The following is a 24448-nucleotide window of genomic DNA, read 5'->3' as shown; positions in this document are numbered from 1 at the left end:
CTTTAAGGCAGGTGACGGCCAATGACCCCCAACCCGATCGCGCCGCTTGTCGGCATCGTCATGGGTTCCCGTTCCGACTGGGAAACCATGCAGCACGCCGCCCAGAAGCTTGAAGCTCTGGGTGTTCCGTTCGAAGTGAAGGTAGTGTCCGCGCATCGGACGCCGGATGTGTTGTTCAGTTACGCCGAGCAGGCGGGCCCGCGTGGCCTGCGCGCGATCATCGCCGGTGCCGGCGGGGCCGCGCACCTGCCGGGCATGATCGCCGCCAAGACCGCCGTTCCCGTGCTGGGCGTGCCGGTGCAGTCCAAGGCCCTCAACGGCATGGATTCGCTGCTGTCGATCGTGCAGATGCCAGCCGGCATCCCGGTCGCCACCTTCGCCATCGGCAATGCCGGCGCCTCCAACGCCGCGCTGTTCGCCGCCGCAATGCTGGCCAGTGACCAGCCGGCGATCGGCCAGGCGCTCGACGCGTTCCGCGCACGCCAGACCGAAGACGTGATGGCCCACGACGATCCGCGCCAATGAGCCTGACCGTAGGCATCCTGGGTGGCGGCCAGCTCGCCCGCATGATGGTACTGGCCGGTGCGCCGCTGGGATTGCGCTTCGAACTGTACGACCCCGCAGCCGACGCCTGCAGCGGCCCGCTGGCGCCGCTCACCGTCGGTGCCTTCGATGACCGCCAGGCGCTGGCGGATTTCGCGGCCAAGGTCGACGTGGTCACGTTCGATTTCGAGAACGTGCCGGCCGACAGCGCGCAGTTCCTGGCCGACCGCGTGCCGGTCTACCCGCCGCCGGCCGCACTGGCCGTGGCCCAGGACCGGTTGAGCGAGAAGACCCTGTTCCAGCAGCTGGGCATTCCGCTGCCGGCCTTCGCTGACATCCGCAGCCGTGACGAGTTGGCCGCGAAGGCTGCCGAGTTCGGTCTGCCGTGCATCCTCAAGACCCGCCGCCTCGGTTACGACGGCAAGGGGCAGTTCCGCCTGCGCAGCGAGGCCGACATCGATGCCGCATGGGATGCGCTGGGTGCGCAGGTCGAGCGTACTGGTCTGATCCTGGAAGGCTTCGTGGCCTTCCAGCGGGAGGTCAGCGTGGTTGCCGTGCGTGGCCGCGATGGCAGCTTCGAGGCCTGGCCGGTCACCGGCAACTGGCACGTCGACGGCGTGCTGTCGGCCAGCGTGGCGCCGGCCGTGTTGTCGGCCGCCGAGCACGAGGCAGCGATCGGCTATGCCCGTCGCGTCGCCGAGCACCTGCAGTATGTCGGCGTGTTCGCGCTGGAGCTGTTCTGCCGCGATGGCGAGCTGTTGGCCAACGAGATGGCGCCGCGCGTGCACAACTCCGGCCACTGGACCATCGAAGGCAGCGAGACCTCGCAGTTCGAGAATCACCTGCGCGCTGTGCTGGGCCTGCCGCTGGGCAGCACCCGCATGCTCGGCCATGCCTGCATGCTGAACTGGCTGGGCGCGATGCCGGACCCGGCGCCGGTGCTGGCCCAGGCCAGCGGCCACTGGCACGACTACGGCAAGGAGCCGCGTGAGGGCCGCAAGGTCGGTCATGCCACGCTGCGCGATGATGCTGCTGATGCACTGGCCGATGCACTGGACCAGGTGGGTCTGGAGCTGGGTCGCCAGGCCCAGGTGGCGCCGGCGGTACACGCGCTGCGCAACCGCTGAACCCGGTAGCGCCGGCCGCTGGCCGGCAATGCAACGATGTGGCGCGCCGGTGCAGGCATCGGCGCAACATTCCCGGTGGTAGCGTGGAGCTCCTTTCACAGGAGTCACGACCATGCTCGACTGGAATGCCTACCGCAAGGAACTGAAGGGCCGCATCGGCGAGATCGGCAAGCTCTCGCCGGATACGGTCAAGGGCTATGCCACCCTGGCCAATGCCGGCGCGCAGACCAACCACCTGGATGCCAAGACCCGCGAGCTGATCGCGCTGGCCGTGGCAGTGACCACCCGCTGCGACGGCTGCATCACCGTGCATGTGGATGCAGCGCTGAAGCACGGCGCCAGCCGCGAGGAAATCGCCGAGGCGCTGGGCGTGGCAGTGTCGCTCAATGCAGGCGCCGCGCTGGTGTACTCGGCACGGGTGATGGACGCGGTGGCCGCGCACGAGAGCGCGTGAAGCTCCGTACTGTTTCCCGGTAGTGTCGGCCGCTGGCCGGCAGATCGGGTATGTTCGTGCGCGTATGGGGATGCCGGCCAGCGGCCGGCACTACCCCGTGGCGGAGCCGCTGCCTCAGCGCAGCTGGCTTTCGGCGAATTCCCAGTTGACCATCTGCCAGAACGCGTCCAGATAGCGCGCGCGATCATTCTGGTAGTCGGTGTAGTAAGCGTGCTCCCAGACGTCGCAGCACAGGAGCGGGGTGCTTTCGCCGGTCAATGGCGTGCCGGCGTTGCGGGTGGCCTGCAGGCCCAGCTGCCCGCCCGGATGCTGCACCAGCCACACCCAGCCCGAGCCGAACAGGCCCAGTGCGGTGCGGTTGAATTCCTCGCGCAGGCGCTGCACGTCGCCGAACTGGCGCTTGACCAGCTCGCCCAGCCGCCCCTGCGGCTCACCGCCGCCGCGCGGGCGCAGGCACTGCCAGTAGAAGCCATGGTTCCAGGCCTGTGCGGCGGCATCGAACAGCGTGCCCTGGGCGTGGCGGACGATCTCTTCCAGTGACGCTTCCTCCCACTCGGTGCCGAGGATGCCGGCGTTGACGGCATCCACGTAGGCGCGATGGTGGCGGCCGTGATGCAGTTCCACGGTCTGTGCGGACAGATGCGGCTGCAGGGAGCCGGAAAGGTAGGGCAGGGCAGGCAATTCGACAGGCATGGACAGGTTCGTGGCCAGGGGGCGGCGGCAGCCGGTTCCATCCGCTTACAATTGCGGCTACCGTGGGCAGTCTAGCCGACCATCACGGTCGGTTTGTCCGGCGAAGCAAGGAGTGTGGTTGTGGCGGTAATGCAGCAAATCCAGGCCGAGGTCGATCGTTACCCGCTCGTGCTGTTCATGAAGGGCACCCCGCAATACCCGATGTGCGGCTTCTCCAGCCGCGCCATACAGGCATTGATGGCGGCCGGCGCGGTCACCCTGCGCACCGTCAACGTGCTGGAAGAGCCCGAGATCCGCGCCAACCTGCCGCGCTTTTCCAACCTGCCGACCTTCCCGCAGCTGTTCATCAACGGTGAGTTGATCGGTGGCTGCGACATCGTGCTGGAGCTGTTCGAAGCCGGCGAGCTCAAGCGCATCGTCGAAGAGGCGACCCAGGGATGAGTGCCTGGCCATCGACGTCACCGACCGACGGGGCGCTCGATGGCCGCCCGTTGCAGGATCGTGTGGTGCTGGTTGCAGGCGCCGGCGGTGGCTTGGGCAGTGCGGCGGCCGTTGCGGCCGCAGCGGCCGGTGCCACCGTGGTCCTGTTGGGCCGCAAGCCGCGCCGCCTGGACCGTGTCTATGCCCAGGTCCAGGCGGTCGGCCCGGAACCCCTGCTGTACCCGCTGGACCTGGAAGGCGCCGGCCCCGATGACTATGCCGAGCTGGCCCAGGCCCTGCAGCGCGAGCTGGGGCGGCTGGACGGCCTGCTGGTCTGTGCCGCCCACTTCCCGGGCCTGACCCCGTTCGAGCTGGCCGACCCGGCCAGTTTCGCCCGCGCGGTGCACGTTACCCTGACCGCGCCGGCCTGGCTGGCCCAGGCCTGCCTGCCACTGCTGCGGCAGCGCGAAGATGCGGCGCTGGTGTTTGCGGTCGATGCCCCTGACCGGGTCGGGCAGGCTTACTGGGGCGGTTACGGTGTGGCCCAGCATGGCCTGCGTGGCCTGATCGCCAGCCTGCACGACGAACTCGGCCGCAGCCCGGTACGGGTCAGTGGCCTGTACCCCGGCCCACTGCGCACAGCCCTGCGGGCCCGGGCGTATTCCGTCGACCAGGACCCGGCCGCCCAAGGCCCGGAGGCCGCCGCCGCTGCGGCCGTGACCCTGTTGTCCGGTGCTGGCGCCACCTGGCGCGGCCGGATTCTCGATGCCAGCGGGGCGTCCCCGGCCGAGTGAGCGCCGGGGAAAGGCGGAGTGAAGAACCCGTCACGATTGCGTTGCGATCGGGTGCCGTTTGTCGCACAACCGTCACATTGATGGCGTAGCGTGTTAATCTAGTGTTAACCGTTGTGGCTTCCTTCAGCCAAGCGGTAGGGAACCCCAGATAAATGTCCGACCAGCCACCCGCAGGGCTGTTTGGATGCGCTTTTTTTTCCGCCATCGCCAACTCGCATCGAGGCTACCGAAAAATGACCCACCCACTCCGGATGTCCAAGCTCACCCTTGGTCTCGTGGCTGCGCTCGCCGCCGCTCCCGCCTTCGCCCAGAGCACCTCTGCCGGTGTCGGCGGCCAGGTGATGTCCTCTGCAGGCCAGCCTGTCGCTGGCGCTGAAGTCACCATCACCCACACCGAGTCGGGCACCGTTTCGCGTGCCACCACCGACGCGTCGGGTCGTTACAACGCGCGCGGCCTGCGCGTGGGTGGCCCGTACACCATCACCATCACCAAGTCCGGTGAAGGCACCAAGACCGAAGAAGGTGTCTACCTGAACCTGAACCAGGTCAACACGGTCAACGCCAGTCTCGGCGGCGACCTGGCCGCCACCAACCTGGACGCCGTGAACGTTGTCGCCACCGCCGGCGGCCTGGACCTGTTCAGCGCCACCAAGATGGGCAGCGGCACCAACGTGACGCGCGAAACGATGGACGCGCTGCCGTCGGCCAACCGCAACATCCAGGACTACATCCGCCTGGATCCGCGTATCTCGCAGGTCAGCAAGGCTGACGGCGCGATCTCGGCCGGTGGCCAGAACACCCGTTACAACGCCATCCGCATCGACGGCATCAGCGCCTCCGATCCGTTCGGCCTGGGCTCCAACAACCTGCCGACCGAGCGTCAGCCGGTGTCGATGGACGCCATCCAGGAAATCAACATCGACCTGGCCAACTACGACACCACCATCGCTGGTGGTACCGGTGCGGTGATCAACGCCGTGACCAAGTCGGGTACCAATGAATTCCACGGCACCGTGTACGGTTCGTACCGCGACAAGGACATGGTCCGTTCGCGCCTGGAAGGTGACAAGCAGGACTTTAACGGCTTCAAGGACGAGAAGACCTACGGCATGACCTTCGGCGGCCCGATCGTCAAGGACAAGCTGTTCTTCTTCACCAACTACGAAAAGTACGAGCGTAGCGGTGGCGGCGTCAGCCTTGGCGAAAGCCCCTACAACAAGGCTGGCGGCATCAGCGATGCTGATATCGCCCGCGTCCAGAAGCGCATGTCCGATCTTGGCTATCAGGTCGGCGGCGTCGGTGCGCTGAACAACAAGACCGAGATCGAAGAGTACGCGGTCAAGCTGGACTGGAACATCAACGAGAACCACCGTGCGGCCTTGCGCTACAACAAGATGAAGCAGGACGTGGTGCGTTTCCCGAAGGTCAGCAACAGCGAAATTTCGCTGAGTGACTTCTGGTACACCCAGCCGACCGAGTATGAGACCTGGATGGGTGAACTGTTCAGTGACTGGTCCGAGAACTTCTCGACCGAGTTCAAGGTCTCGCACAAGGACTACTCGTCCAACCGCGTTGCCGCTTCGCACCTGCCGCAGATCCGCGTCCGCTTCGACAACAACAATTCGCTGTACCTGGGTACCGAGCAGAACACCCACACCAACCTGGTCGAGTCGAAGGAACTGAGCGCCTTCGGTGCCGGTACCTGGTATGTCGGTGACCACACCGTCAAGTTCGGCTTTGACTACACCGACAACGACCTGATGAACTTCTACGGTCGCAACCTGTACGGCGCGTATGAGTTCGCCAACCTGGCTGCGTTTGAAGCCGGCACCCCGTCCGCGTACCAGGTGCGCGTGCCGCGTGCTGGTGGCAGCCTGGATGACATTCCGGCGAAGTTCCACCTGAAGAACACGGGTCTGTTCATCCAGGATACCTGGGCGATCAACTACAACCTGAGCCTGATGTTCGGTGTCCGCGTTGACATGCCGGACTTCAGCACCCAGCGCCTGTACAACCCGCGCATCGAGCAGCTGTACGGCTTCAACAACACCAAGCTGGTCGACAAGAAGCTGTTCCAGCCGCGCGTCGGCTTCAACTACACCTTCGATAGCGACCGCCCGACCCAGCTGCGCGGTGGCGTGGGCCTGTTCGGCGGTGCTGCCCCGAACGTGTGGCTGGCGGGTGCCTACCAGAACACCGGCCTGAACTACGCCGAGTACAACCTGACCCGCAATCCGGGTGGTTTCAGCTTCGATGCTGACAATCCGTTCATCCCGGACCCGTCGCTTGCTTCGGCACGTCAGAACGTCGACCTGATCGCTCCCGGTACCCGCCTGCCGTCGGTCTGGAAGGCCAATCTGGCCTTCGATCACGAACTGCCGTGGTACGGCATCGTGGCGTCGGCCGAGCTGCTGGTCACCAAGGTCAAGGATGGTCTGTACTTCGATCGTCTGGACGTCATGACCCCGAATGCCAACCGCTCGGTTGGTCAGGACGGTCGTGCGCTGTACTGGAACGACTACGGTATGAACGGTGCCAATGCTGGCTCGAACGGCATGCAGGCTGGCCAGAAGAACGGTCGTGCCTGCTCGGCCACCGATCAGACCTGCCCGAGTGACCGTGTCAACCGTCCGAGCGATATCGGCGACGTGATCCTGCTGCGCAACACCGACAAGGGTCGTGGTTCCCAGGCTACGTTCTCGCTGGCCAAGCCGCTGACCGAGAACTGGGGCTGGTCGCTGGGTTATACCTACACTCAGGCGAAGGAAGTGAGCCCGCTGTCCAGCTCGCAGAACACCTCGAACTGGAACAATACGCTGAGCCTGAACGCCAACGACAACGTTGCGTACAACTCGCGCTATGCGATCAAGGACCGCATCACCGGTACCCTGGAGTGGAAGCACAACTTCTTCGGTGACAATGCCACCCGCGTCGGCCTGTTCTATGAAGGCCGTTCGGGTCGTCCGTACAGCTACGTGTTCTATAACGACGTGAACGGCGACGGCGCAGGCACCAACGATCTGTTCTACGTGCCGAAGGGCCCGGGTGACGTGATCTTCACCGGCGGCGCCGACATGGAGAAGAAGTTCTTCGAATGGCTGGCGCAGAATCCGGAGCTTGATGCCTACCGTGGCAGCGTGGTCCCGGCCAACGCGCACCGCGCCAAGTGGGTCAACAGCTTCGATGTCCGCATCAGCCAGGAGTTCCCGGGCTTTGCGAAGACCCACAAGGGCGAGATCGCGCTGGACATCATGAATGTCGGCAATCTGCTCAACAAGAAGTGGGGTCTGATCGACGATTACGGCTTCTACGCCACCCGTCGCGTTGCCAACTACTCGGGTATCGACCCGGCTACCGGCAAGTACCTGTACAACTTCACCGGCCGTACCGACAACTCGTCGATCCAGGAAAACAACAACGACAAGGGCAACACCGCCGTGTCGCGCTGGTCGATGCAGCTGACCGTGAAGTACAAGTTCTGATCCGTCAGAGCCTGAAGCAGTAAGTGAAAACGGCCGGGGAAACCCGGCCGTTTTCCGTTCATGCGAAAGTCCTTGCAGGTCACCTGGCATCGGCGTAGCATCCGGAAATGTGCGCGGTGCCAACGCCGCCGATGCGGTCCCGGAAAGGCGAACGCGGGAAGCACACATCCAACGGTCGGGCTTCCCGGCCGTTTTGCTTTTTAAGGGGGCGGCAGTACAGTCGGAAACCTTGAAGGAAGCGAAAAATTGGACATGACCACGAACGAAAAATCAGCCCGTGCATTGCCGGTGCAGGACGCGCGGATCTACCCGCGCGGTGGGCTGGATGTGCTGTCGCGGGCCGAAGTGGCCCGCCTGCGCGATGCATCTGCGGGCGGCATGCACGAGCTGCTGCGCCGATGCGCGCTGGCCGTGCTGACCAGCGGCAGTGCCTCTGACGATCCGCGCGCGGCGCGCGATCTGTATCCCGATTTCGACATCCAGGTGGCGCAGCAGGATCGCGGCGTGCGCATCGATCTGGTCAATGCGCCGGCAATGGCCTTTGTCGACGGCGAGATCATCCGCGGTGTCGCCGAACTGCTGTTCGCCGTGGTGCGTGACCTGGCCTACATGGCCATCGAGATGGGCCCGGCCTACGCGGCCGAGCTGGAGTCGTCCGAGGGCATCACCAACGCGGTGTTCGGCCTGCTGCGCAATGCGCGCATCCTCAACCCGGGCGACCCGAACCTGGTCGTGTGCTGGGGTGGCCATTCGATCTCGCGCGACGAATACCTGTATACCAAGCAGGTGGGCTACGAGCTGGGCCTGCGCGGCCTGGACATCTGCACCGGCTGCGGTCCAGGCGCGATGAAGGGCCCGATGAAGGGCGCCACCATTGCCCACGCCAAGCAGCGCCGTACCGTGACGCGTTACATCGGCCTGACCGAGCCGGGCATCATCGCCGCCGAGTCGCCGAACCCGATCGTCAACCACCTGGTGATCATGCCGGACATCGAGAAGCGCCTTGAGGCCTTCGTCCGCATTGGCCACGGCATCATCGTGTTCGCCGGTGGCGTCGGCACTGCCGAGGAAATCCTGTACCTGCTCGGCATCCTGCTGCGCGAGGAAAACAAGGACCTGCCGTTCCCGCTGATCCTGACCGGCCCGACGGTGGCGGCGCCGTACTTCGAGCAGATCGACCGCTTCATCCGCCTGACCCTGGGCGATGCGGCCGCCGAGCGCTACGAGATCGTCATCGGCGACCCGGTGGCGGTGGCAAAGAAGATGGCCAACGGCATCAAGCGCGTGCGTGAGCACCGCCTGGCACAGAAGGACTCGTTCTTCTTCAACTGGTCGATCGAGATTCCGTGGGAGTACCAGCAGCCGTTCGTGCCGACCCACGAGGCAATGGCCGCGCTGGACCTGCACCACGGACGTGCCCCGCACGCCTTGGCGGCCGACCTGCGCCGCGCGTTCTCGGGCATCGTCGCCGGCAACGTGAAGGAAGACGGCATGCGTCGCATCGAACAGTTCGGACCGTTCCAGATCCATGGCGACCCGGACATGATGCAGGCGCTGGACGCGTTGCTGCGCGCTTTCGTCGAGCAGCGCCGGATGAAGATCTCCGGCGAATACCAGCCCTGCTACCAAGTGCTGGCCTGAGCCCGGGCCGGTGCGATGGGGATCGCGCCGGCCGGTGTGGGAAGGTGCGGGTCGTCAAGGCTTTGACGCCCGTCGCCCCGGAATGACCGTTCATCCTGCCGCCGCTTGCCGGTGGCAGGGCGATGGCCCATGGTGGCCATCAACACGCTGGGGAGCGTCCAATGTCTTTGCGCCGGCAAAACGGCTTCACGCTGGTTGAGTTGATGGTCACGGTTGCCGTGCTGGCGATCCTGAGCACCATCGCCTATCCCAGCTTCCAGAGCACGATCCGCTCAAATCGTGTGGCCACGACGACCAACGAACTGATCGCGTCGCTGGCACTTGCCCGTTCCGAGGCAATAAAGAACACGCATGGTGGGGCTGTATGCGCATCCACAGCGGGCAAAGAATGTGATGGCAGCAGCTGGACCGACGGCTGGATGGTCTGGGAGGATCGCAACGGTAACGGGTCGCTTGATTCCGGTGAGAACGTGCTGCGCTACAGCGAAGGTCGCCCGACCATGAAGTCCGCAACTGAAACGTTGACCATCGGCTTCGATGGACGTGGCCGCAATCGCGCCAACGCGGAAGTGGATGTGACACTTCGCCCTGAGAAGTGTGGCGACCAGCCCCTGCAGCGGACGCTACGCATATCGCCTACGGGACAGGTCCGGCTGTTGAAGGAGAGTTGCTCATGAGAAGGATCGGCTTCCAGCCTCACCGTACCGCGCAGGGGGGCTTTACCCTGATCGAGGTCATGATCGCGATCCTGGTGATGGGTATCGGCCTGCTGGGCTTCGCGCTGCTGCAGACGATGAATGTACGGTTCGTGCAGAGCGCGAACTACCGCACCCAGGCCACCAACCTGGGGTACGAGCTGCTTGATCAGATCCGGGCCAACCGGATCAACGCGCTCAGCTATGCCGGTACCTATGCTGCTACCACTGGCAAGGGGGACTGCGCGCCGTCCATTGGCAAGGATATCGGCAAGGATGACTTCACCCGCGACTGGCGCTGTCGCCTGGGCCGCGCACTGGGTGACTCGGCATCCGGAACGGTAACCGTCAATGACGGTCGGGTACGGGTGTCGGTCAGTTGGGGCGATGAGCGTTGGAATCCCGATTCGAAGGCTGACACCACCTTTGCTGCCGAGAGCCTGCTGTGATGACCAGAATGCGCTCCCGCCAAACGATGAGTGGCCTGTCGTTGATCGAGTTGATGATCGCCCTGACCATCGGCCTGATCATCATGCTGGGCGTGGTCCAGGTGTTCGCCGCTTCACGCACGGCCTACCAGCTGTCTGAAGGGCTGGCGCGGGTCCAGGAGAACAGCCGTTTCGCGATGGATTCCCTGCAACGCGAACTGCGCATGGCCGGACACTTCGGCTGCGTGAATGATCAGGCGCATGATCCGCAGGGCACCTTGGCAACCACCTTCGCTGGGGGAGGCCACCCCGCGCTGGACTTCGCGCGGTCGATCCAGGGCTACGAAGCAACGGATACCAAGCCGGGCGACACAGTGACGTTGGCGGCAACGCCGTCAACGGGGGGCAACAAGTACTCCCCGGCGTTGCCGAGTGAGTTCGCCGCGGCCATCAAGAACCGGGTCGACGGCAGCGATATCGTCGCTCTGCGCTATCTGGTGCCGACCGGTGTGCCGGTCACGGCGGTAGCCGGAACGGTTGCCCAGCCGGTTTTCAGTTTTGATCCCAAACGTCTTGCCGTGCTTGATAGCGGAGTTACCGAACCGGGGCTGTTCGGTGTGGCTGACTGCATTTCCGCCACGGTCTTCCAGGCTCGTGCGATCGATGCAAAGGCCGGCACCGTGACGGTGGGCACTGCACCCAACAACGACGTGGCCATCGCCCGCAACTACGAGCCCGGCCAGGCGGTGCTGTATCGCGCCGAGACGTCGATCCTGTACGTGGGCTACGACGCTACGACCAAGCAATCGTCGTTGTATCGCCTTCGTTTCACCGCCAAGCCCGGTGCTGCCCTGGTGGCGGGACCGGCAGAGGCGCTGGTCGAAGGCGTGGAGAACATGCAATTGCTGTATGGCCAGGATCACGGTCTGAGCACGGTGTCGCCCACCGGCTACATTGATCGCCAGGGTACCGCGACCGATGTTCAGGCCTCCATCGTGCCGGCCTCGCGTGGCTGGCAACGTGTGGGCACGGTGCAGCTGGGGCTGGTGGTATCCAGTCCAGATCCGGCCGCATCTGTCCAGGCCAGTTCGAGTGCGCCGCTGACCGCGCTCGGCGTGACCTATACCGCGCCCTCTGACGGCCGCATGCGCGCCGCCTACCAGAGCACGATCGCTCTGCGCAATCGCCTGTATGGCAACTGAGGCCACCATGCGTACCCATCCCGCCCGCCGCCGCTCTCTGCATTCACCGCGTTCCCAGCGGGGCGCGGTGCTGTATGTCGTGCTGATCATGCTTGTACTGATGGCCCTGCTGGGTATCGCCGGCATGCAGGTCACGAGCATGCAGGAACGGATGGCCGCCAACTATCTGCGCAGCAACGTTGCCTTCCAGAACGCTGAGGCCGACGCCCGGCAGACCGAGAAATCCATCGAGAAGGCACTGGCTGACGGGGGCATCTTCAAGGCCAACCAGGAGGAATGCAGTCCCTCCTACGATCCGCAGACGTGGGCCGATGGTCTCAGTGAAACCAAGTCCACCTACACGCGTCGCATCGACAAGTGCTTTGCGGCGTCCAGCCGGCGCACCGGCGGCCGACAGAACGAAGAAACCGGGAACATCTACCAGGTCACGGCGCTTGCCAGTGACGATCCCTCCAATGCGTCCGCCAGTGCGGTCATCGACACGATCTTCATCCCATGAACAGCGAGCGCCGTTTCCTTCGACTTCGTTCCTCCACCTGGCTGCGGGCCGGTGTGGGTGTTGTTGCGCTTGCGGGCCTTGCCGCGTTGATCATTCCACTGCAGGCCGCGCTTGGTGACTACGACATCGCGCAGGAGCCGCTGTACAGCAAGCAGAGCCAGCCGCCATTGATGATGATGGTGATGTCGCGCGACGAGCAGCTGTTCAACAAGGCCTACAGCGACTACAGCGACCTGGATGGGGACGGGGTGCTGGATATCACCTACCAAGACAAGTTCGATTACTCAGGCTACTTCGACTACAACCTCTGTTACTCGTACAACAGTGGTGTCTTCAAGGCCAATGCAGAGGCAAAGGGCGCCAACAAGCACAGTTGCAGCGGCGCGTGGTCGGGCAACTTCCTCAACTGGGTGACGATGAGTCGTCTGGATGTGATGCGCTACGTTCTGTACGGCGGTCAACGCTTCACCGATACGAAGGAAAAGACGGTGTTGGAGCGGGCACCGATCCCCAGCGATCTGCATGCGTGGGTCAAGGTCTACAGTGGGTCGAATCTTCGCGAGTTCGCCAACCTTCCTGGAAGCGGGACAGCTTTCAGCTTCTGCAGCGTAACGCGTTCGGACAAGGGGGCGCCCTTGATGCGTGTGGCAGAAGGTTCATTTACCGAATGGGCTTCGACTGCCAGCAATCAGTGCGATACCGGACGAGCCAGCAACGCCGATGGCTACGCCGACATTCCCCGCTCGACCTCGGTCCCAGACTACACGGTACGTGTCGAGGTGTGTGATGCCAACTCCACAGTGCGCGAGAGTTTCTGCCGCAAATACAACGATGGCATCACCGACCGCTTCAAGCCGGCTGGGCTGCTGCAGACCTACGGTGAGAGCGGGCGACTGCGCTTTGGACTCGTGACGGGAACCTACGCCAATCCGCGGGATGGTGGTGTCCTGCGGCGGAACATCGGCAAGATCGCGGGCAACGGTACGAAATTCTGCGGCACGGGTGATGAAATCGACCTGTCTACGGGGCAGTTCTGCTACCTGAACCTGACGGGAAGTGCCAAGGCCGACGACGAGGGGGTGATCAACGCGATTTCCAGCTTCCGTTTGGACAACTGGAACTGGTCCAACAATTGGAATGACTGCAACACCTACGGCATCCTCAATCGTCAGGACCAGAAGGGAAATGGCAACCTGGCCGACCCGGGAACCGGTGGCCAGAAGTGCAGCGCCTGGGGCAACCCGTTGGCGGAAATGTATGCTGAAGCACTGCGCTACATCACGGCGGGCTCCAAGATCTACAGCGACAGCGGAGATCTCAGCGGCCTGCCGACCAATATCGGCTGGAAGGATCCCTATCGCTTGCCCGCAGATGGAGGCAACTCCTATTGTGCGACCTGCAACATTCTGGTGCTGTCTTCGGGTCTGCCGTCCTTCGACAGTGATAACGTCGGTTCCGTGACCGGCCTCGCGTCTGCGGAGTCCGCGACCGATGCAGTCGGCACGGCCGAAGGAATCGCCGGCAAGAGCTACATGATCGGTCGCGTGGGTGATACACCGCGCGGTGCTTCGCTTGATACCCACAGTGATATCTGCCAGGGGCAGACAATCGGCAGCCTCAGCAAGGCGCGCGGTATCTGCCCGGACATTCCCTCCATGGAAGGCAGCTTCCTGATGGCGGGGCTGGCCAAAGCGGCCGCGGTGACCGATCTGCGCCCCAACGTGCAGAACAAGCCAGGTACGTACAAGGTCACTGCCACCACCTACGCCGTTGCCATGGCCGAGAATCTCCCGCAGTTCGAGATCGCGGTGGGCAACAGCAAGATCGGATTGGCTCCGCTCTGCCAGGCCAACAACACCGGTGGCGCAACGGCAGCGAGCGCTGGCTGGCGCAGCTGCTTCCTGGGCTCGGTCGGCATTGGCACCAAGCAGGCCAACGACACCGGCGGAAAGCTGGTCTATGGCCGTCCTTACCGTACAGATGCGAAGTCCGGCAGCTTCTCGCTGGTGTGGGAAGACTCCCTGTGGGGCAATGACCATGACAACGACGTCGTTGCCATGCTGAGCTACTGCGTGGGTGCGGCGTGCAACGACACCGGGGATTTCAACGACATCTGCTGGCGTGCTGATGCGAAAGTGAGCAACAGTGCTGCCGGCAATACACGACTGTGCAACTACACAACCGTGGTAAAGAATAGAGTGGAGAGCTGGATCGGTACGACCCTGGCTGGCAAGGTTGAAGAGGATGAGGTACTCGTCCGCATTGAGAACCTGTCGGCCTACGCGGGCAACGCAATGTTGACCGGCTACACGATCACAGGCTCGAATGCCTCCAGCACAGTGCAGCGTCTGGCGCTGCGCCCGGGCAACAGCAATGGCTCTGTGCTGACCAGCACAAATAACTTCCGCGATGATTGGCAAAAGCCGGTAGTCATCAAGTACAAAGCCTCTACCACTGCCGCTGGCCAGCTTGAAAGCCCGCTCTGGTATGCCGCCAAGTACGGTGTCCCGGCCGGTAAGAAGTGGGACAGCAAGAAGCCAGGCGTGCCGGATAACTACTTCCTGGCACGCAATCCGACCAAACTGAAGGAGGCGTTGGAGGCGATCTTCAACAGTGCAGCGGAAGGTGATGCGCCGGTCGGTGGCAGCGGCAGTGGCGCGCGTATTTCGACCAACTCGTTCACCGTATCGTCCCACTACAGCGTGCCCTCGGGCACTGTGGACTGGACCGGTGATGTCATTGCCACCCAGGTCGACGGCCAGGGTGCGGATGGTGCCGTGCTGTGGAAGGCGTCCAGCAGCATCGGCAGTGCCACGCGCCGCATCTACATGGCGACGTCCCCCACCAGGACTGCGTCCGATGGCACGGTGACCCCGGTCAATGCGACCGAGTTCCTGGCCACCAATCTGCCGGGCATCGATGAGCGGGCGAAGCTGTCTGCGTTGGGATTCAGCGACTCGATTCCTGCCTGGTTCGGCAAGATGACCTCGACCAATCTGGTCAACTATCTGCGGGGGGCAGCGGTGAGTGGCCTGCGTTCGCGCACGTCGCCGCTGGGTGACATCGTCAATTCCACCACCGAGATCGTCTCCAAAACGGATGACTTCGGCTATGCAAGCTGGGCGAGGCAGTCGACAGTCAAGTGGAAGGCGACGCTGGGCACGTCTTATGACAGCTTCCTGAAAGCGAAGCGTGCGACATCAGGGCCGCCGACGATGATCTATGTTGGCGCCAATGACGGCATGGTGCATGGTTTCAACGGTTCGAATGGGGCGTCCGGCGGCACGGAAGAGCTGGCCTTCATTCCCTCAGCTGCGATGCAGCACATCGCTGAGCTGGCCAATCCCAAGTATGGGCATCGCTACTATGTGGATGGCCCACTAACGTCGTCCGACGTCTACTACGGGGATGCCTGGAACACGGTGCTGGTGGGCACTACGGGTGGTGGTGGGTCCAGCAAGGCGCCCAATGCGGCGAGCGTAGGCAATGGCTCTGTGTTCGCGCTGAATGTCAGCGATCCGACCGCGTTCGGTGCATCGAGTGTGTTGTGGGAAGTCTCGGGCAAGACGGAGTCGGATCTTGGGTTCGTGCTGGGCAAGCCGGCTGTGGTGGCGGTGAAGGGCGCCGATGCCAATGCTGCGCCGCGTTTCGTCGCGATCTTCGGCAATGGCGTCAACTCCACCAGCGGCAAGGCAGCGCTGTTCGTGGTCGATATCCAGACCGGCAAGGTGCTCAAGCGGCTTTCGCCGGTAGGTGCCAAGTACGCGGCACGCAACGGCCTGATCAACATCGCCACGGTGGCGTTGAAGAACAATGACGGCATCACCGACACTGTGTATGGCGGTGACATGCAGGGCAATATCTGGAAGTTTGATCTTTCCAGCACCGATCCGGCCGATTGGAACATCGCCCTGTCTGGAACTCCGCTGTTCACCGCAACGCGCAACAACAGCCCGCAGCCGATCATGAGCGGCATCGAGATCAGCACGGGCCCAGGCGGTGGCATCAGTCTATTCTTCGGTACCGGTCAGTATTTCGCCGCCGATGACAATGCGGTCAGCAGCACTTCGCCAGTGCAGTCGCTGTATGGCATATGGGACAACCTCGCCAGTGCGGTTGGCACGCGCGACAACCTGGTACAGCAGGTGATCACTACTGGTACATCGGCCAGCGGCTATCAATTGCGTGATGTCACCCGCAATGCGGTGAACTACGGTTCGGCCCGCGGTTGGTACGTGGACCTGCAGGCCGGATCGGCAGTCGAGGGCGAGCGCTTCGTCGGCAACCCCCGTGTGCAGAACGGCATCGTGTTCTTCACGTCCTATGTGCCGGGTACCGCCATCTGCGGCAGCGGCGGTGGCGTGAACTGGCTGTACGGTCTCAACCTGCTGACCGGTGGTGGCCAGATGTCCGGCCTGAGCCCAACGATCGGCGGAGAAGCGCTGTGCACCGGCAACTGCGGTGGTGTCGCCCTGACCAAGAAGGGTGACCTCAGCCAAGGGCCGCCAGTGAAGGACACCAACATCTTTGTGCCCAAGCTTACGCCCTGCAAACCAGGCGACACGGGATGCACGGTCGACAAGATGCTGCAGGCCAGCCAGTGTACGTTCGTGCTGCGTGCGGCCGGCGCCGATCCGCTTTACATGCCTCGGCCCTGTGGACGACAGTCGTGGCGGCAGATCCGTTGATGAATCCGATATCGAGGTTGCCCATGCATGTGTACAGCAGGCGTCGAACCGCCACCGGCTTCACCCTGATCGAGCTGATGATCACCGTGGCCGTGGTTGCCATTCTTGCTGCCATCGCGTTGCCTTCGTACCAGGCCTATGTGCGCAAGGCCAATCGTGCCCAGGCCAAGGCCGATCTGGTCGAGCTGGCGCAGATGCTGGAGCGGCGGCATACCGTGGAGAACACCTATGCGGGCATGACGCTGCCGTTCTCCCAATCGCCACGAGACGGTACCGCCAGATACACGCTTTCCTATGTGGGAACTCCGAACGGCACCTCCTTTACCCTCCAGGCTGCACCGACCGAGATCCAGAAGAAGGACGACTGCGGCACACTGAGCCTGGACCAGGCCGGACGAAAGACGCCGAATGCCAGCAAGGGGCCGGGATGCTGGTAAAGCGCAGGGCTTTGGGCAGCATCGCAGAAAAGGCTTGCACTCCCCTGCAAACGCTGGCTAAAATGCGCACCCCGCCCGAATAGCTCAGCCGGTTAGAGCACTTGACTGTTAATCAGGGGGTCGTTGGTTCGAGTCCAACTTCGGGCGCCAGATTCGAGAAAGCCGCGAGAAATCGCGGCTTTTTTCGTTTCCACGATGGCATTGCTGGTTTCAGCAGGGGGTGGACCTGCGCGGGCGCTGGCTCCTGACCCGTCCGGGGACGCTGATGATGACGCGGCTGTGCTCCTGTCCATCCACGCATAACACGATGGACTGGTTGGTACCGGCATTGCGGCCGTCGGGCCGGAACCGCACGTCGGGCCGATGATCGCTGGTGCGCAGGTCGACATGACGCTGGCGTGTCCTGTGCACGCGCAGTTCCCTTGCGGTGGCGGTCGCGCTGTTGGCCGGTTCGACCTGCACCCGCCAGCCCTGGCTCCATGCCTGGTCACACATCATGCCGTCCGACGATCCGCAGACCGTCACGCGGCGGCGTTCGGTGATGGCGGCGCTGCGCGCCATCGACAGGCTGGCGACCAGTTCGGCGCGCAGCGCTTCCGCCTGGAAGTGCCGCAGCGTGCGTTGCCAAGGGCCCCAGGCCAACGCCAGCAGGACCGACAGCACCATGACGGCGACCAGCAGCTCGATCAGATGGAGCCCGCGGTGGAGCCGGGCAGGGCGAAGACGATGAGGCATGCCTCCAGCCTCGACGTACGCCGGGGCATTCACCATCAGGCACCGCCGCGCTCACCTGCCCGGAAACCCCTCAGCGGGCCGTCACTCCATGCCCCGTATACTCACTACTCCCGGGAACTGGCACCATCATGAGCGACCGTTTTGAACTCGTCTCGCCGTATTCGCCGGCGGGCGACCAGCCTGATGCCATCGCGAAGCTGACCAGCAACTTCGAAGCGGGCATCGCCAAGCAGACGCTGCTGGGCGTGACCGGCTCGGGCAAGACCTACACCATCGCCAACGTCATCCAAAACGTGCAGAAGCCGACGCTGATCATGGCGCCGAACAAGACGCTGGCGGCGCAGCTGTATGGTGAGTTCAAGGCGTTCTTCCCGCACAACGCGGTGGAGTACTTCGTCAGCTACTACGACTACTACCAGCCGGAAGCCTACGTGCCATCTTCGGACACCTTCATCGAGAAGGACAGTTCGATCAACGAGCACATCGAGCAGATGCGGCTGGCGGCGACCAAGACCCTGCTGTCGCGCCCGGACGCGATCGTGGTGGCGACAGTGTCGGCGATCTACGGCCTGGGCGCGCCGGAAGACTACCTGTCGCTGCGCCTGATCCTGTCCAAGGGCGAGCGCATCGACCAGCGCGACCTGATCAACCACCTCACCCAGCTGCAGTACACGCGCAACGAGTACGAGCTGCAGCGCGGTACGTTCCGCGTGCGTGGTGAAGTCATCGACGTGTTCCCGGCCGAGTCGGACAGCGAGGCGCTGCGCCTGGAGCTGTTTGATGGCGAGGTCGAGAAGATCACGTTGTTCGATCCGCTCACCGGCGAGACGCTGCGCAACATGCAGCGCTTCACGGTCTACCCGAAGACCCATTACGCCACCACGCGCGAGCGTGTGCTGGCGGCGATCGAGACGATCAAGGTCGAGCTGAAGGAGCGCCTGGAGCAGCTGTACGCGCAGAACAAGCTGGTGGAGGCGCAGCGCCTGGCGCAGCGCACCCAGTTCGATCTGGAAATGATGGCCGAGGTCGGCTACTGCAACGGCATCGAGAACTACTCCCGGCACCTGACCGGCAAGAACGCCGGCGAACCGCCACCGACGTTGTTCGACTACCTGCCAGCCGACGCGCTGCTGGTGATCGACGAATCGCACGTGACCATTCCGCAGATCGGTGCCATGTTCAAGGGCGACCGTTCGCGCAAGGAGACGCTGGTCGAGTTCGGGTTCCGGCTGCCCTCGGCGCTGGACAACCGGCCGCTGCGCTTCGAGGAGTGGGAAGAGCGCTGCCCGCGCAGCATCTATGTGTCGGCCACGCCAGGCCCCTATGAGTACCGCGAGGCCGGTGACGAGATCACTGAACTGGTCGTACGCCCCACCGGGCTGATCGACCCGGTGGTGGAGATCCGCCCGGTGGGCACCCAGGTTGACGACCTGATGAGCGAGGCCAACGCGCGCATCAAGGCCGGTGACCGTGTGCTGGTCACGACGCTGACCAAGCGCATGGCCGAAAATCTCACCGAATACCTGACCGAGCACGGCATCCGCGTGCGCTACCTGCACTCGGACGTGGACACGGTCGAGCGCGTGGAGATCATCCGCGACCTGCGCCTGGGCAAGTTCGATGTGCTGGTGGGCATCAACCTGCTGCGCGAGGGCCTGGACATGCCCGAGGTGTCTCTGGTGGCGATCCTGGATGCCGACAAGGAGGGCTTCCTGCGCTCGACCGGCTCGCTGATCCAGACCATCGGCCGTGCCGCCCGCAACGTGCGTGGCAAGGCGATCCTGTATGCGGACAAGATCACCCGTTCGATGCAGGCGGCGATCGACGAGACCGACCGCCGTCGCGCCAAGCAGGTCGAGTACAACGAGCAGCACGGCATCGTGCCGCGCTCGGTGGCGCGTCCGATCACCGACGTGCTGGAAGGCGCGCGCTCCGATGCGGCCGAGAAGGAAGCAAAGAAGGGCAAGGGCAAGGGCAGGCCCGGCGTTGCCGAGGAGGGGAGTGACTATCGATCCCTCAGCCCGGCCCAGCTGGCGTCCCGTCTCAAGGCGCTGGAGCAGCAGATGTACCAGCACGCCAAGAACCTGGAATTCGAGGATGCCGCCCGCGTGCGTGACCAGATCCGGCAGCTGAAGGAAGCGAGTCTGGGCTGAACGTGGCAGTGCAGCATCTTCTTCACAAAAGTGTTGCGCTTCACGGCCGGCATCCGTAATATACGCGGCCTGCACCGACGCAATCGCGGACGTTCAGAAGCAAAATCGGGCGGTTAGCTCAGCGGTAGAGCACTACCTTGACATGGTAGGGGTCACAGGTTCGAACCCTGTACCGCCCACCACGAAGTCCCTGGAAGGGGGCTGTCGTGAACTGCAAAGCCCGGCCCTGGCGCCGGGTTTTTACGTAGCAAGGCCAGCTTTCGGGCGGCAAGAACAAGATGGGCGGTTAGCTCAGCGGTAGAGCACTACCTTGACATGGTAGGGGTCACAGGTTCGAACCCTGTACCGCCCACCACCTGGCTCCCGGCATTGCCGGTGCAGCGGTGGATCACGACGGAAGCCGGCCTTGTGCCGGCTTTTCTCGTTTCAGGCATCGATCACGGTTCCACATGGTCAGCGTTGCACGACCAGGTCTTCGACGCTGATCATCCGCTGCAGCTTCCAGTGACCGTCCACGCGCTCCCAGACCTGGGCGACGCGAACCGTCGCACCACGCGTGGGCTGGGCAACGCCGGGTTCGTGTTGCAGGGGCTGCTTGGCCAGCCTCAGGACCCGGTCCTGGCGCAGCCGGTAAAGCAGCAGGGAGGGCGAACCGCAATCCTGTCGTACGACGTCCGGCTGCTGGGTTTCGGCACGCAGGATCTGGCTGCGAAGGGCCTCTTCAGTGGGCCCGTTGCCAGCGCCGAACAGGCTGGAGAGCAGCAGCATCAGGGCAAGCATCGGCATGGCACGGTGCTCCAGCGGGAAAGTGCACGCAGGCTGGCATGACATGTGGGGTGCTGCAGCCGGCCTGCGACGAAGGCCGGAATTGAACCGCCAAAGACGGCCGGGGGGCGATGAATCCGGGCCGTGCAGGCGTAGACTCCGGTCTACCGCGCAATCGCGCCGTCACTGCAAGGAGCTGCCGCATGAGTGATCACGTTCCGGTTTCCCGGCCCAATCCCATCATCGAACTGCTGTTCGGCGGCAACATGCTGGAGGGTACCTTCAAGGCGGTGATCTGGGTGGCCCTGCTGGCGGCAGTGCTGGCGTGGACCACGTTCCGCTGAGTCTTCCCGCTGCCTGCGGCAGCGGCGGCGTCGCAGGCCTGCGCTCAGGCGCTGAAGGCCTGGCGCAGGCTGCGCAGCGTGGCCTGGCGATGTTCCTTTGCGGTCGCTTCGCCCATCTCCAGTTCCTGCAGGCGCAATCCCACCAGCGTCATCGACAACGCGTAGCCGCGTGCCGCATCGGCAGCACGCGAAAGGCCCAGTGCGCGGCGCGTCAGCGCGTTCACGTGTTCCAGGTCGGGCAGCAGCCCCAGGTAGACGCGCTCGGCGCTGTCCAGGTCGGGGGCACGCAGGATCGCGTGCGCTTCAGCAGCAGGGGAGACGGAGGCCATGGGGGGTCCTTGTCCGTTGCGGGCGCTCGATCAGAACGAGCGCATCAGGGAAACGAAGGCCGACGTCTGCGTACCGCGACGGGCCATCGGGCTGTCCTTTACTGCATCGCCGAACCACTGGTTGGCGACGACGCCGGTCGCGCGCCACTTCGTGCCCAAGGGCGTGCTGACTGCGATCTGCAGGCTCGGTGATGTCGCGCTGCCCGGGTTGTAGGCGGCAAGTCCCGAGCGCAGCGCTTCTTCGTCGGTGATGCCATAGTAGTAGTCGAGCAGGCGCGCACTGGAGTGCACCACGCCGACCTTGGGCACCCAGGTGAAGCGACCGGCCTGGATCGGATAGCTGTAGTGCAGGCGCGACTCCATGCCACCTCCGTGCCCGGTGACCTCGCGCATCACGCTGGCCTCGACGATGCCCCAGTCGGCGCTGTACTCACCGTTGATGCCGGCCATGGCCGACATCTGCCGGCTGTGCAGGCGACGTAGTTGAGGATCGTTCACGTCGTCGGTCTTGAAGCGCAGCGTGTAGGGCGTGACTGCCGCCGACAGGCGCAGGCCCTCGCGCTTGTACAGGTACATGCCCAGCGAGCCCGGGCTGGCGAAGAAGCGCTCGCCCTGCCAGGCAATGGACGGTACGACCAGCGGCTTGACGTCGTAGTGGGCGTACGCCCCCGAGGTCGCGCCGGCACTGATACCGGTCTGCACGCCCGGGTTCCGGTCGGCGGCGTGGGTGATCAACGGCAGGCCGATGGCAGCGGAGAACAGCAACGGGCGCAGCAGGGTCGGGGACAGCGACGGCATCGATCAACCACTTTGCGGGGGATGGCTGTGCATGGTGCGGGCACAACATTGTCAGAACATTGCGCCTTCGCAACTGGCACACGAAGACGCCCAAACCTGGCGCCAGGCACTATGATCGGCACCGTTTCCGGTAGCCGAGCCCCTGATGCGCATTCTCCTGGTCGAAGACGATCCCGATCTGTCCCGAGCCCTGCAGTCGGGCCTGGAGCGGCAGGGCGTGGTCGCCGACGTGGTCGGCAGCCTGGCCGAAGCCGCGGTTGCGCTGCGCGAGCCGGTGCATCAGCTGATGCTGCTGGACCGTCAGCTGCCCGATGGCGATGGCGTGGCTTTCGTCGCCACCGCACGCGCGCTGCGCCCGAACCTGGCGGTGATCATGCTGACGGCCAAGGGCAGGTTGTCGGACAAGGTCGAGGGCCTGGATGTCGGTGCCGACGACTACCTGGTGAAGCCGGTGGCGATCGAGGAGCTGATGGCGCGGATCCGTGCTGTCTCGCGGCGGCCCTCTGCCATGGTGACACCGAGCCTGCATCTGGGCCGGCTGGAATTCGACTTCGAATCGCTGCAGGCACAGGTGGAGGGCCAACCGCTGGCGCTGCCGCGGCGCCAGGTGCTGGTACTGCAGGCACTGGCGATGCGCCAGGGGCGCACGGTCACCCGCACGGCACTGGAGGCCGCGGTGTACGGCTTCGACGATGAGATCCAGTCCAATGCGCTCGATGCGCACATTTCCAAGCTGCGCAAGGCGCTGCAGCAGGCCGGGGCGGGCGTTGAAATCCATGTGATCCGGGGCGTCGGCTACCTGCTGGCGGAGGCCTGAGATGGCGCGTCCGACACGTCCGATCCGTTCCATCACGCTGGGGTTGGCCTGGCGGTTGTTCCTGGCGCAGGCCTTCACCGTGCTGTTCGCCGTTGTTGCGCTGATCCTGACCTGGGGCGACAAGGACACCTGGGGCATGGACATGTTCATGGCCGAAGCCGTGGCCAAGGCCGTGCACAGTGAAGGCGGGCGGTTGGTGCTGGACCAGGCGCGTTGGAACAAGCTCGACGCCGAGGCCGGGGGCAACCTCTGGTTCGCGGCGGTCGACGACAAGGGTGTCTGGCTGGAACGCGGCACGATTCCGGCGATCCACGCCCCGCTGCTCGCGCGCCTGCCGACGCTGGGTGCCACCGAACTCGGCTCGCTGGTGCCGCCGTACCTGGACGTGGCGCGGGTCATGATCCGCAAGGAGGACGGGCGGCGCATCACGGTGATGGTGGGTGGGGCGCCGAAGGGCGGGTTGCTGGACGGTGCGCTGATGGTGCTGCGCCTGATCGGGCTGTGGTTTTTCCTGCCGCTGATCGTGATCACGCTGCTGGTCATGCCGACCGTGATCCACCGCGCGATGCGCGGCGTGCGCCGCTCCGCACAACAGGCCAAGGAGCTGGATATCGGCCAGCCGGGGGCGCGTCTGGATGCGCAGCTGGTGTCGACCGAGGTCGCACCGCTGGTGGAAGCCTTCAACGACGCGATCGACAAGGTGCAGCAGGGGTATGCCGCGCGTGACAAGTTCCTTGCCGATGCCGCGCACGAACTGCGGGTGCCGATTGCAGTGGTGCAGGCGCGCCTGTCGCAGTTGCCGCAGGGCGAGCTGAAGTCGCAGCTGCTGACCGACGTGGCGCGGCTCGGTAACGTTGCCGAGCACCTGCTTGACCTGCAGCGACTTGATCGTAATGTCGGCGCACTGCAGCGGCTGGATCTGGCGTTGCTGGTGCGCGAAGCGGCCGCCGATCTGGCGCCGCTGGTGGTGGGGGCCGGTTACGGCTTCGAAGTGGATGCGCCCGAGATGCCAGTGTGGATCCATGGCGACAGCCTGGCGCTGGGGCGGGTGATCGCCAATCTGGTGCACAACGCCATCGTCCACGGTGGCGGACGCGGCACTATCTGCGTGCGCCTGGATGCACGTGGCCTGCTGGAGGTCAGCGACCAGGGCGCCGGTATTCCGGTGGGCGACCGTGAAGCGATCTTCGAGCCGTTCCATCGTCTGCGCGCAGCGGGTAGCGGCAGTGGCCTGGGCCTGCATCTGGTGAAGGAAATCGTGCAGCATCACGGCGGTTCGGTCAGTGTCGGCGAGGCGTCCGGCGGCGGTGCCAGCTTCCGGGTCAACTTCCATCGCGGTAGCGTCCGGCGCTGACAGCCACGCGGGGAAATCCCCGATAGGCAACCTGCCACGTCCCTCGGCAG

22 protein-coding genes and 3 tRNA genes are annotated in these 24448 nt (G+C 64.3%); 20 read left to right on the top strand and 5 right to left on the bottom strand.

All coding sequences use genetic code 11. The features are described from left to right. Positions 1-21 precede the first annotated feature (21 nt). The 3 genes from purE to ACMZ91_RS02735 all read left to right on the top strand — a co-directional run bounded on the left by purE (position 22) and on the right by ACMZ91_RS02735 (position 2124). The gene (gene purE, locus ACMZ91_RS02745) at positions 22-525 is read left to right on the top strand and encodes a 5-(carboxyamino)imidazole ribonucleotide mutase (RefSeq protein ID WP_005412808.1); all 504 of its coding nucleotides are present in this window, start codon (positions 22-24) and stop codon (positions 523-525) included. After that, positions 522-1670: a 5-(carboxyamino)imidazole ribonucleotide synthase gene (locus tag ACMZ91_RS02740; protein WP_032128885.1), complete on the top strand. Its 1149-nt coding sequence runs from the start codon at positions 522-524 to the stop codon at positions 1668-1670. Before purE ends, ACMZ91_RS02740 begins: the two co-directional genes overlap by 4 nt. Before the next feature lie 112 nt (positions 1671-1782). Then, the gene (locus ACMZ91_RS02735) at positions 1783-2124 is read left to right on the top strand and encodes a carboxymuconolactone decarboxylase family protein (protein WP_004152082.1); all 342 of its coding nucleotides are present in this window, start codon (positions 1783-1785) and stop codon (positions 2122-2124) included. 114 nt (positions 2125-2238) lie between these two features. On the opposite strand, the gene ACMZ91_RS02730 is transcribed toward ACMZ91_RS02735, so the two are convergent. Beyond that, positions 2239-2817: a superoxide dismutase gene (locus ACMZ91_RS02730; protein ID WP_032128886.1), complete on the bottom strand. Its 579-nt coding sequence runs from the start codon at positions 2815-2817 to the stop codon at positions 2239-2241. 120 nt (positions 2818-2937) lie between these two features. Here ACMZ91_RS02730 and grxD point away from each other — a divergent pair, with 120 nt between their 5' ends. From grxD to ACMZ91_RS02675, 11 genes are all read left to right on the top strand, one after another. Then, a complete protein-coding gene (gene grxD / locus ACMZ91_RS02725) occupies positions 2938-3258 on the top strand; it encodes a Grx4 family monothiol glutaredoxin (protein WP_049463564.1) in 321 nt (106 codons plus the stop codon). After that, positions 3255-4031 carry an SDR family NAD(P)-dependent oxidoreductase gene (locus ACMZ91_RS02720; protein WP_049399918.1) on the top strand — a complete coding sequence of 259 codons (777 nt, stop codon included), beginning with the start codon at positions 3255-3257 and terminating at the stop codon, positions 4029-4031. Before grxD ends, ACMZ91_RS02720 begins: the two co-directional genes overlap by 4 nt. Positions 4032-4264: 233 nt before the next feature. Further along, a complete protein-coding gene (locus ACMZ91_RS02715) occupies positions 4265-7513 on the top strand; it encodes a TonB-dependent receptor (RefSeq protein ID WP_080355163.1) in 3249 nt (1082 codons plus the stop codon). 252 nt (positions 7514-7765) lie between these two features. Next, a complete protein-coding gene (ppnN, locus tag ACMZ91_RS02710; RefSeq protein ID WP_010486098.1) occupies positions 7766-9154 on the top strand; it encodes a nucleotide 5'-monophosphate nucleosidase PpnN in 1389 nt (462 codons plus the stop codon). 161 nt (positions 9155-9315) lie between these two features. Next, positions 9316-9831 carry a GspH/FimT family pseudopilin gene (locus ACMZ91_RS02705; protein WP_049399921.1) on the top strand — a complete coding sequence of 172 codons (516 nt, stop codon included), beginning with the start codon at positions 9316-9318 and terminating at the stop codon, positions 9829-9831. Beyond that, positions 9828-10298 (top strand): type IV pilus modification protein PilV, encoded by a 471-nt coding sequence (gene pilV, locus ACMZ91_RS02700; protein ID WP_049399922.1) that lies wholly within the window; start codon positions 9828-9830, stop codon positions 10296-10298. Before ACMZ91_RS02705 ends, pilV begins: the two co-directional genes overlap by 4 nt. After that, a complete protein-coding gene (locus ACMZ91_RS02695; protein WP_049399923.1) occupies positions 10298-11479 on the top strand; it encodes a PilW family protein in 1182 nt (393 codons plus the stop codon). Before pilV ends, ACMZ91_RS02695 begins: the two co-directional genes overlap by 1 nt. After that, positions 11469-11978 (top strand): pilus assembly PilX family protein, encoded by a 510-nt coding sequence (locus ACMZ91_RS02690; protein ID WP_414578515.1) that lies wholly within the window; start codon positions 11469-11471, stop codon positions 11976-11978. The genes ACMZ91_RS02695 and ACMZ91_RS02690 overlap by 11 nt, the downstream gene beginning before the upstream one ends. Beyond that, positions 11975-16666, top strand: coding sequence for a pilus assembly protein (locus tag ACMZ91_RS02685; protein WP_414578514.1), 4692 nt, complete (start codon positions 11975-11977; stop codon positions 16664-16666). Before ACMZ91_RS02690 ends, ACMZ91_RS02685 begins: the two co-directional genes overlap by 4 nt. A gap of 23 nt (positions 16667-16689) precedes the next feature. Further along, the gene (locus ACMZ91_RS02680) at positions 16690-17103 is read left to right on the top strand and encodes a type IV pilin protein (protein WP_049399924.1); all 414 of its coding nucleotides are present in this window, start codon (positions 16690-16692) and stop codon (positions 17101-17103) included. Between the two features lie 73 nt (positions 17104-17176). Further along, positions 17177-17253: transfer RNA gene (locus tag ACMZ91_RS02675), tRNA-Asn, on the top strand. A 60-nt stretch (positions 17254-17313) separates the two neighbouring features. Here the strand turns inward: ACMZ91_RS02675 and ACMZ91_RS02670 are convergent. After that, complete coding sequence (locus tag ACMZ91_RS02670; RefSeq protein ID WP_495497654.1) at positions 17314-17838, bottom strand: GspH/FimT family pseudopilin; 525 nt, start codon at positions 17836-17838, stop codon at positions 17314-17316. Between the two features lie 128 nt (positions 17839-17966). On the opposite strand from ACMZ91_RS02670, the gene uvrB reads away from it, so the two are divergent. From uvrB to ACMZ91_RS02655, 3 genes are all read left to right on the top strand, one after another. Then, the gene (uvrB, locus tag ACMZ91_RS02665) at positions 17967-19991 is read left to right on the top strand and encodes an excinuclease ABC subunit UvrB (protein WP_121503792.1); all 2025 of its coding nucleotides are present in this window, start codon (positions 17967-17969) and stop codon (positions 19989-19991) included. 107 nt (positions 19992-20098) lie between these two features. Beyond that, a tRNA-Val gene (locus tag ACMZ91_RS02660) sits at positions 20099-20173 on the top strand. 98 nt (positions 20174-20271) lie between these two features. Further along, positions 20272-20346, top strand: a tRNA-Val gene (locus ACMZ91_RS02655). A 98-nt stretch (positions 20347-20444) separates the two neighbouring features. On the opposite strand, the gene ACMZ91_RS02650 is transcribed toward ACMZ91_RS02655, so the two are convergent. Continuing rightward, positions 20445-20777, bottom strand: coding sequence for a hypothetical protein (locus ACMZ91_RS02650; protein WP_134951440.1), 333 nt, complete (start codon positions 20775-20777; stop codon positions 20445-20447). Between the two features lie 182 nt (positions 20778-20959). On the opposite strand from ACMZ91_RS02650, the gene ACMZ91_RS02645 reads away from it, so the two are divergent. Further along, positions 20960-21100, top strand: coding sequence for a hypothetical protein (locus ACMZ91_RS02645; RefSeq protein ID WP_165929929.1), 141 nt, complete (start codon positions 20960-20962; stop codon positions 21098-21100). A 44-nt stretch (positions 21101-21144) separates the two neighbouring features. Here the strand turns inward: ACMZ91_RS02645 and ACMZ91_RS02640 are convergent, their stop codons facing one another. Then, positions 21145-21429 carry a hypothetical protein gene (locus ACMZ91_RS02640; RefSeq protein WP_032128898.1) on the bottom strand — a complete coding sequence of 95 codons (285 nt, stop codon included), beginning with the start codon at positions 21427-21429 and terminating at the stop codon, positions 21145-21147. Positions 21430-21459: 30 nt separating this feature from the next. Beyond that, positions 21460-22227 carry a MipA/OmpV family protein gene (locus ACMZ91_RS02635; protein ID WP_049399926.1) on the bottom strand — a complete coding sequence of 256 codons (768 nt, stop codon included), beginning with the start codon at positions 22225-22227 and terminating at the stop codon, positions 21460-21462. A gap of 145 nt (positions 22228-22372) precedes the next feature. Between ACMZ91_RS02635 and ACMZ91_RS02630 the strand changes: the two genes are divergently transcribed. Together ACMZ91_RS02630 and ACMZ91_RS02625 are read left to right on the top strand one after the other, a co-directional pair. Beyond that, entirely contained in the window at positions 22373-23044 is a 672-nt protein-coding gene (locus ACMZ91_RS02630; protein ID WP_032128900.1) for a response regulator transcription factor, read from the top strand. Position 23045: 1 nt separating this feature from the next. Next, on the top strand, positions 23046-24398 hold the full coding sequence (locus ACMZ91_RS02625) for a sensor histidine kinase (RefSeq protein ID WP_414578352.1): 1353 nt from the start codon (positions 23046-23048) through the stop codon (positions 24396-24398). The last annotated feature ends 50 nt before the right edge of the window (positions 24399-24448 follow it).

This window comes from Stenotrophomonas sp. FR024, assembly GCF_047500745.2.
In the GTDB taxonomy this organism is placed as follows: domain Bacteria; phylum Pseudomonadota; class Gammaproteobacteria; order Xanthomonadales; family Xanthomonadaceae; genus Stenotrophomonas; species Stenotrophomonas maltophilia_A.
Note: the sequence above shows the minus strand (reverse complement) of the source record. Positions and strands in the feature narration are given on the sequence as shown.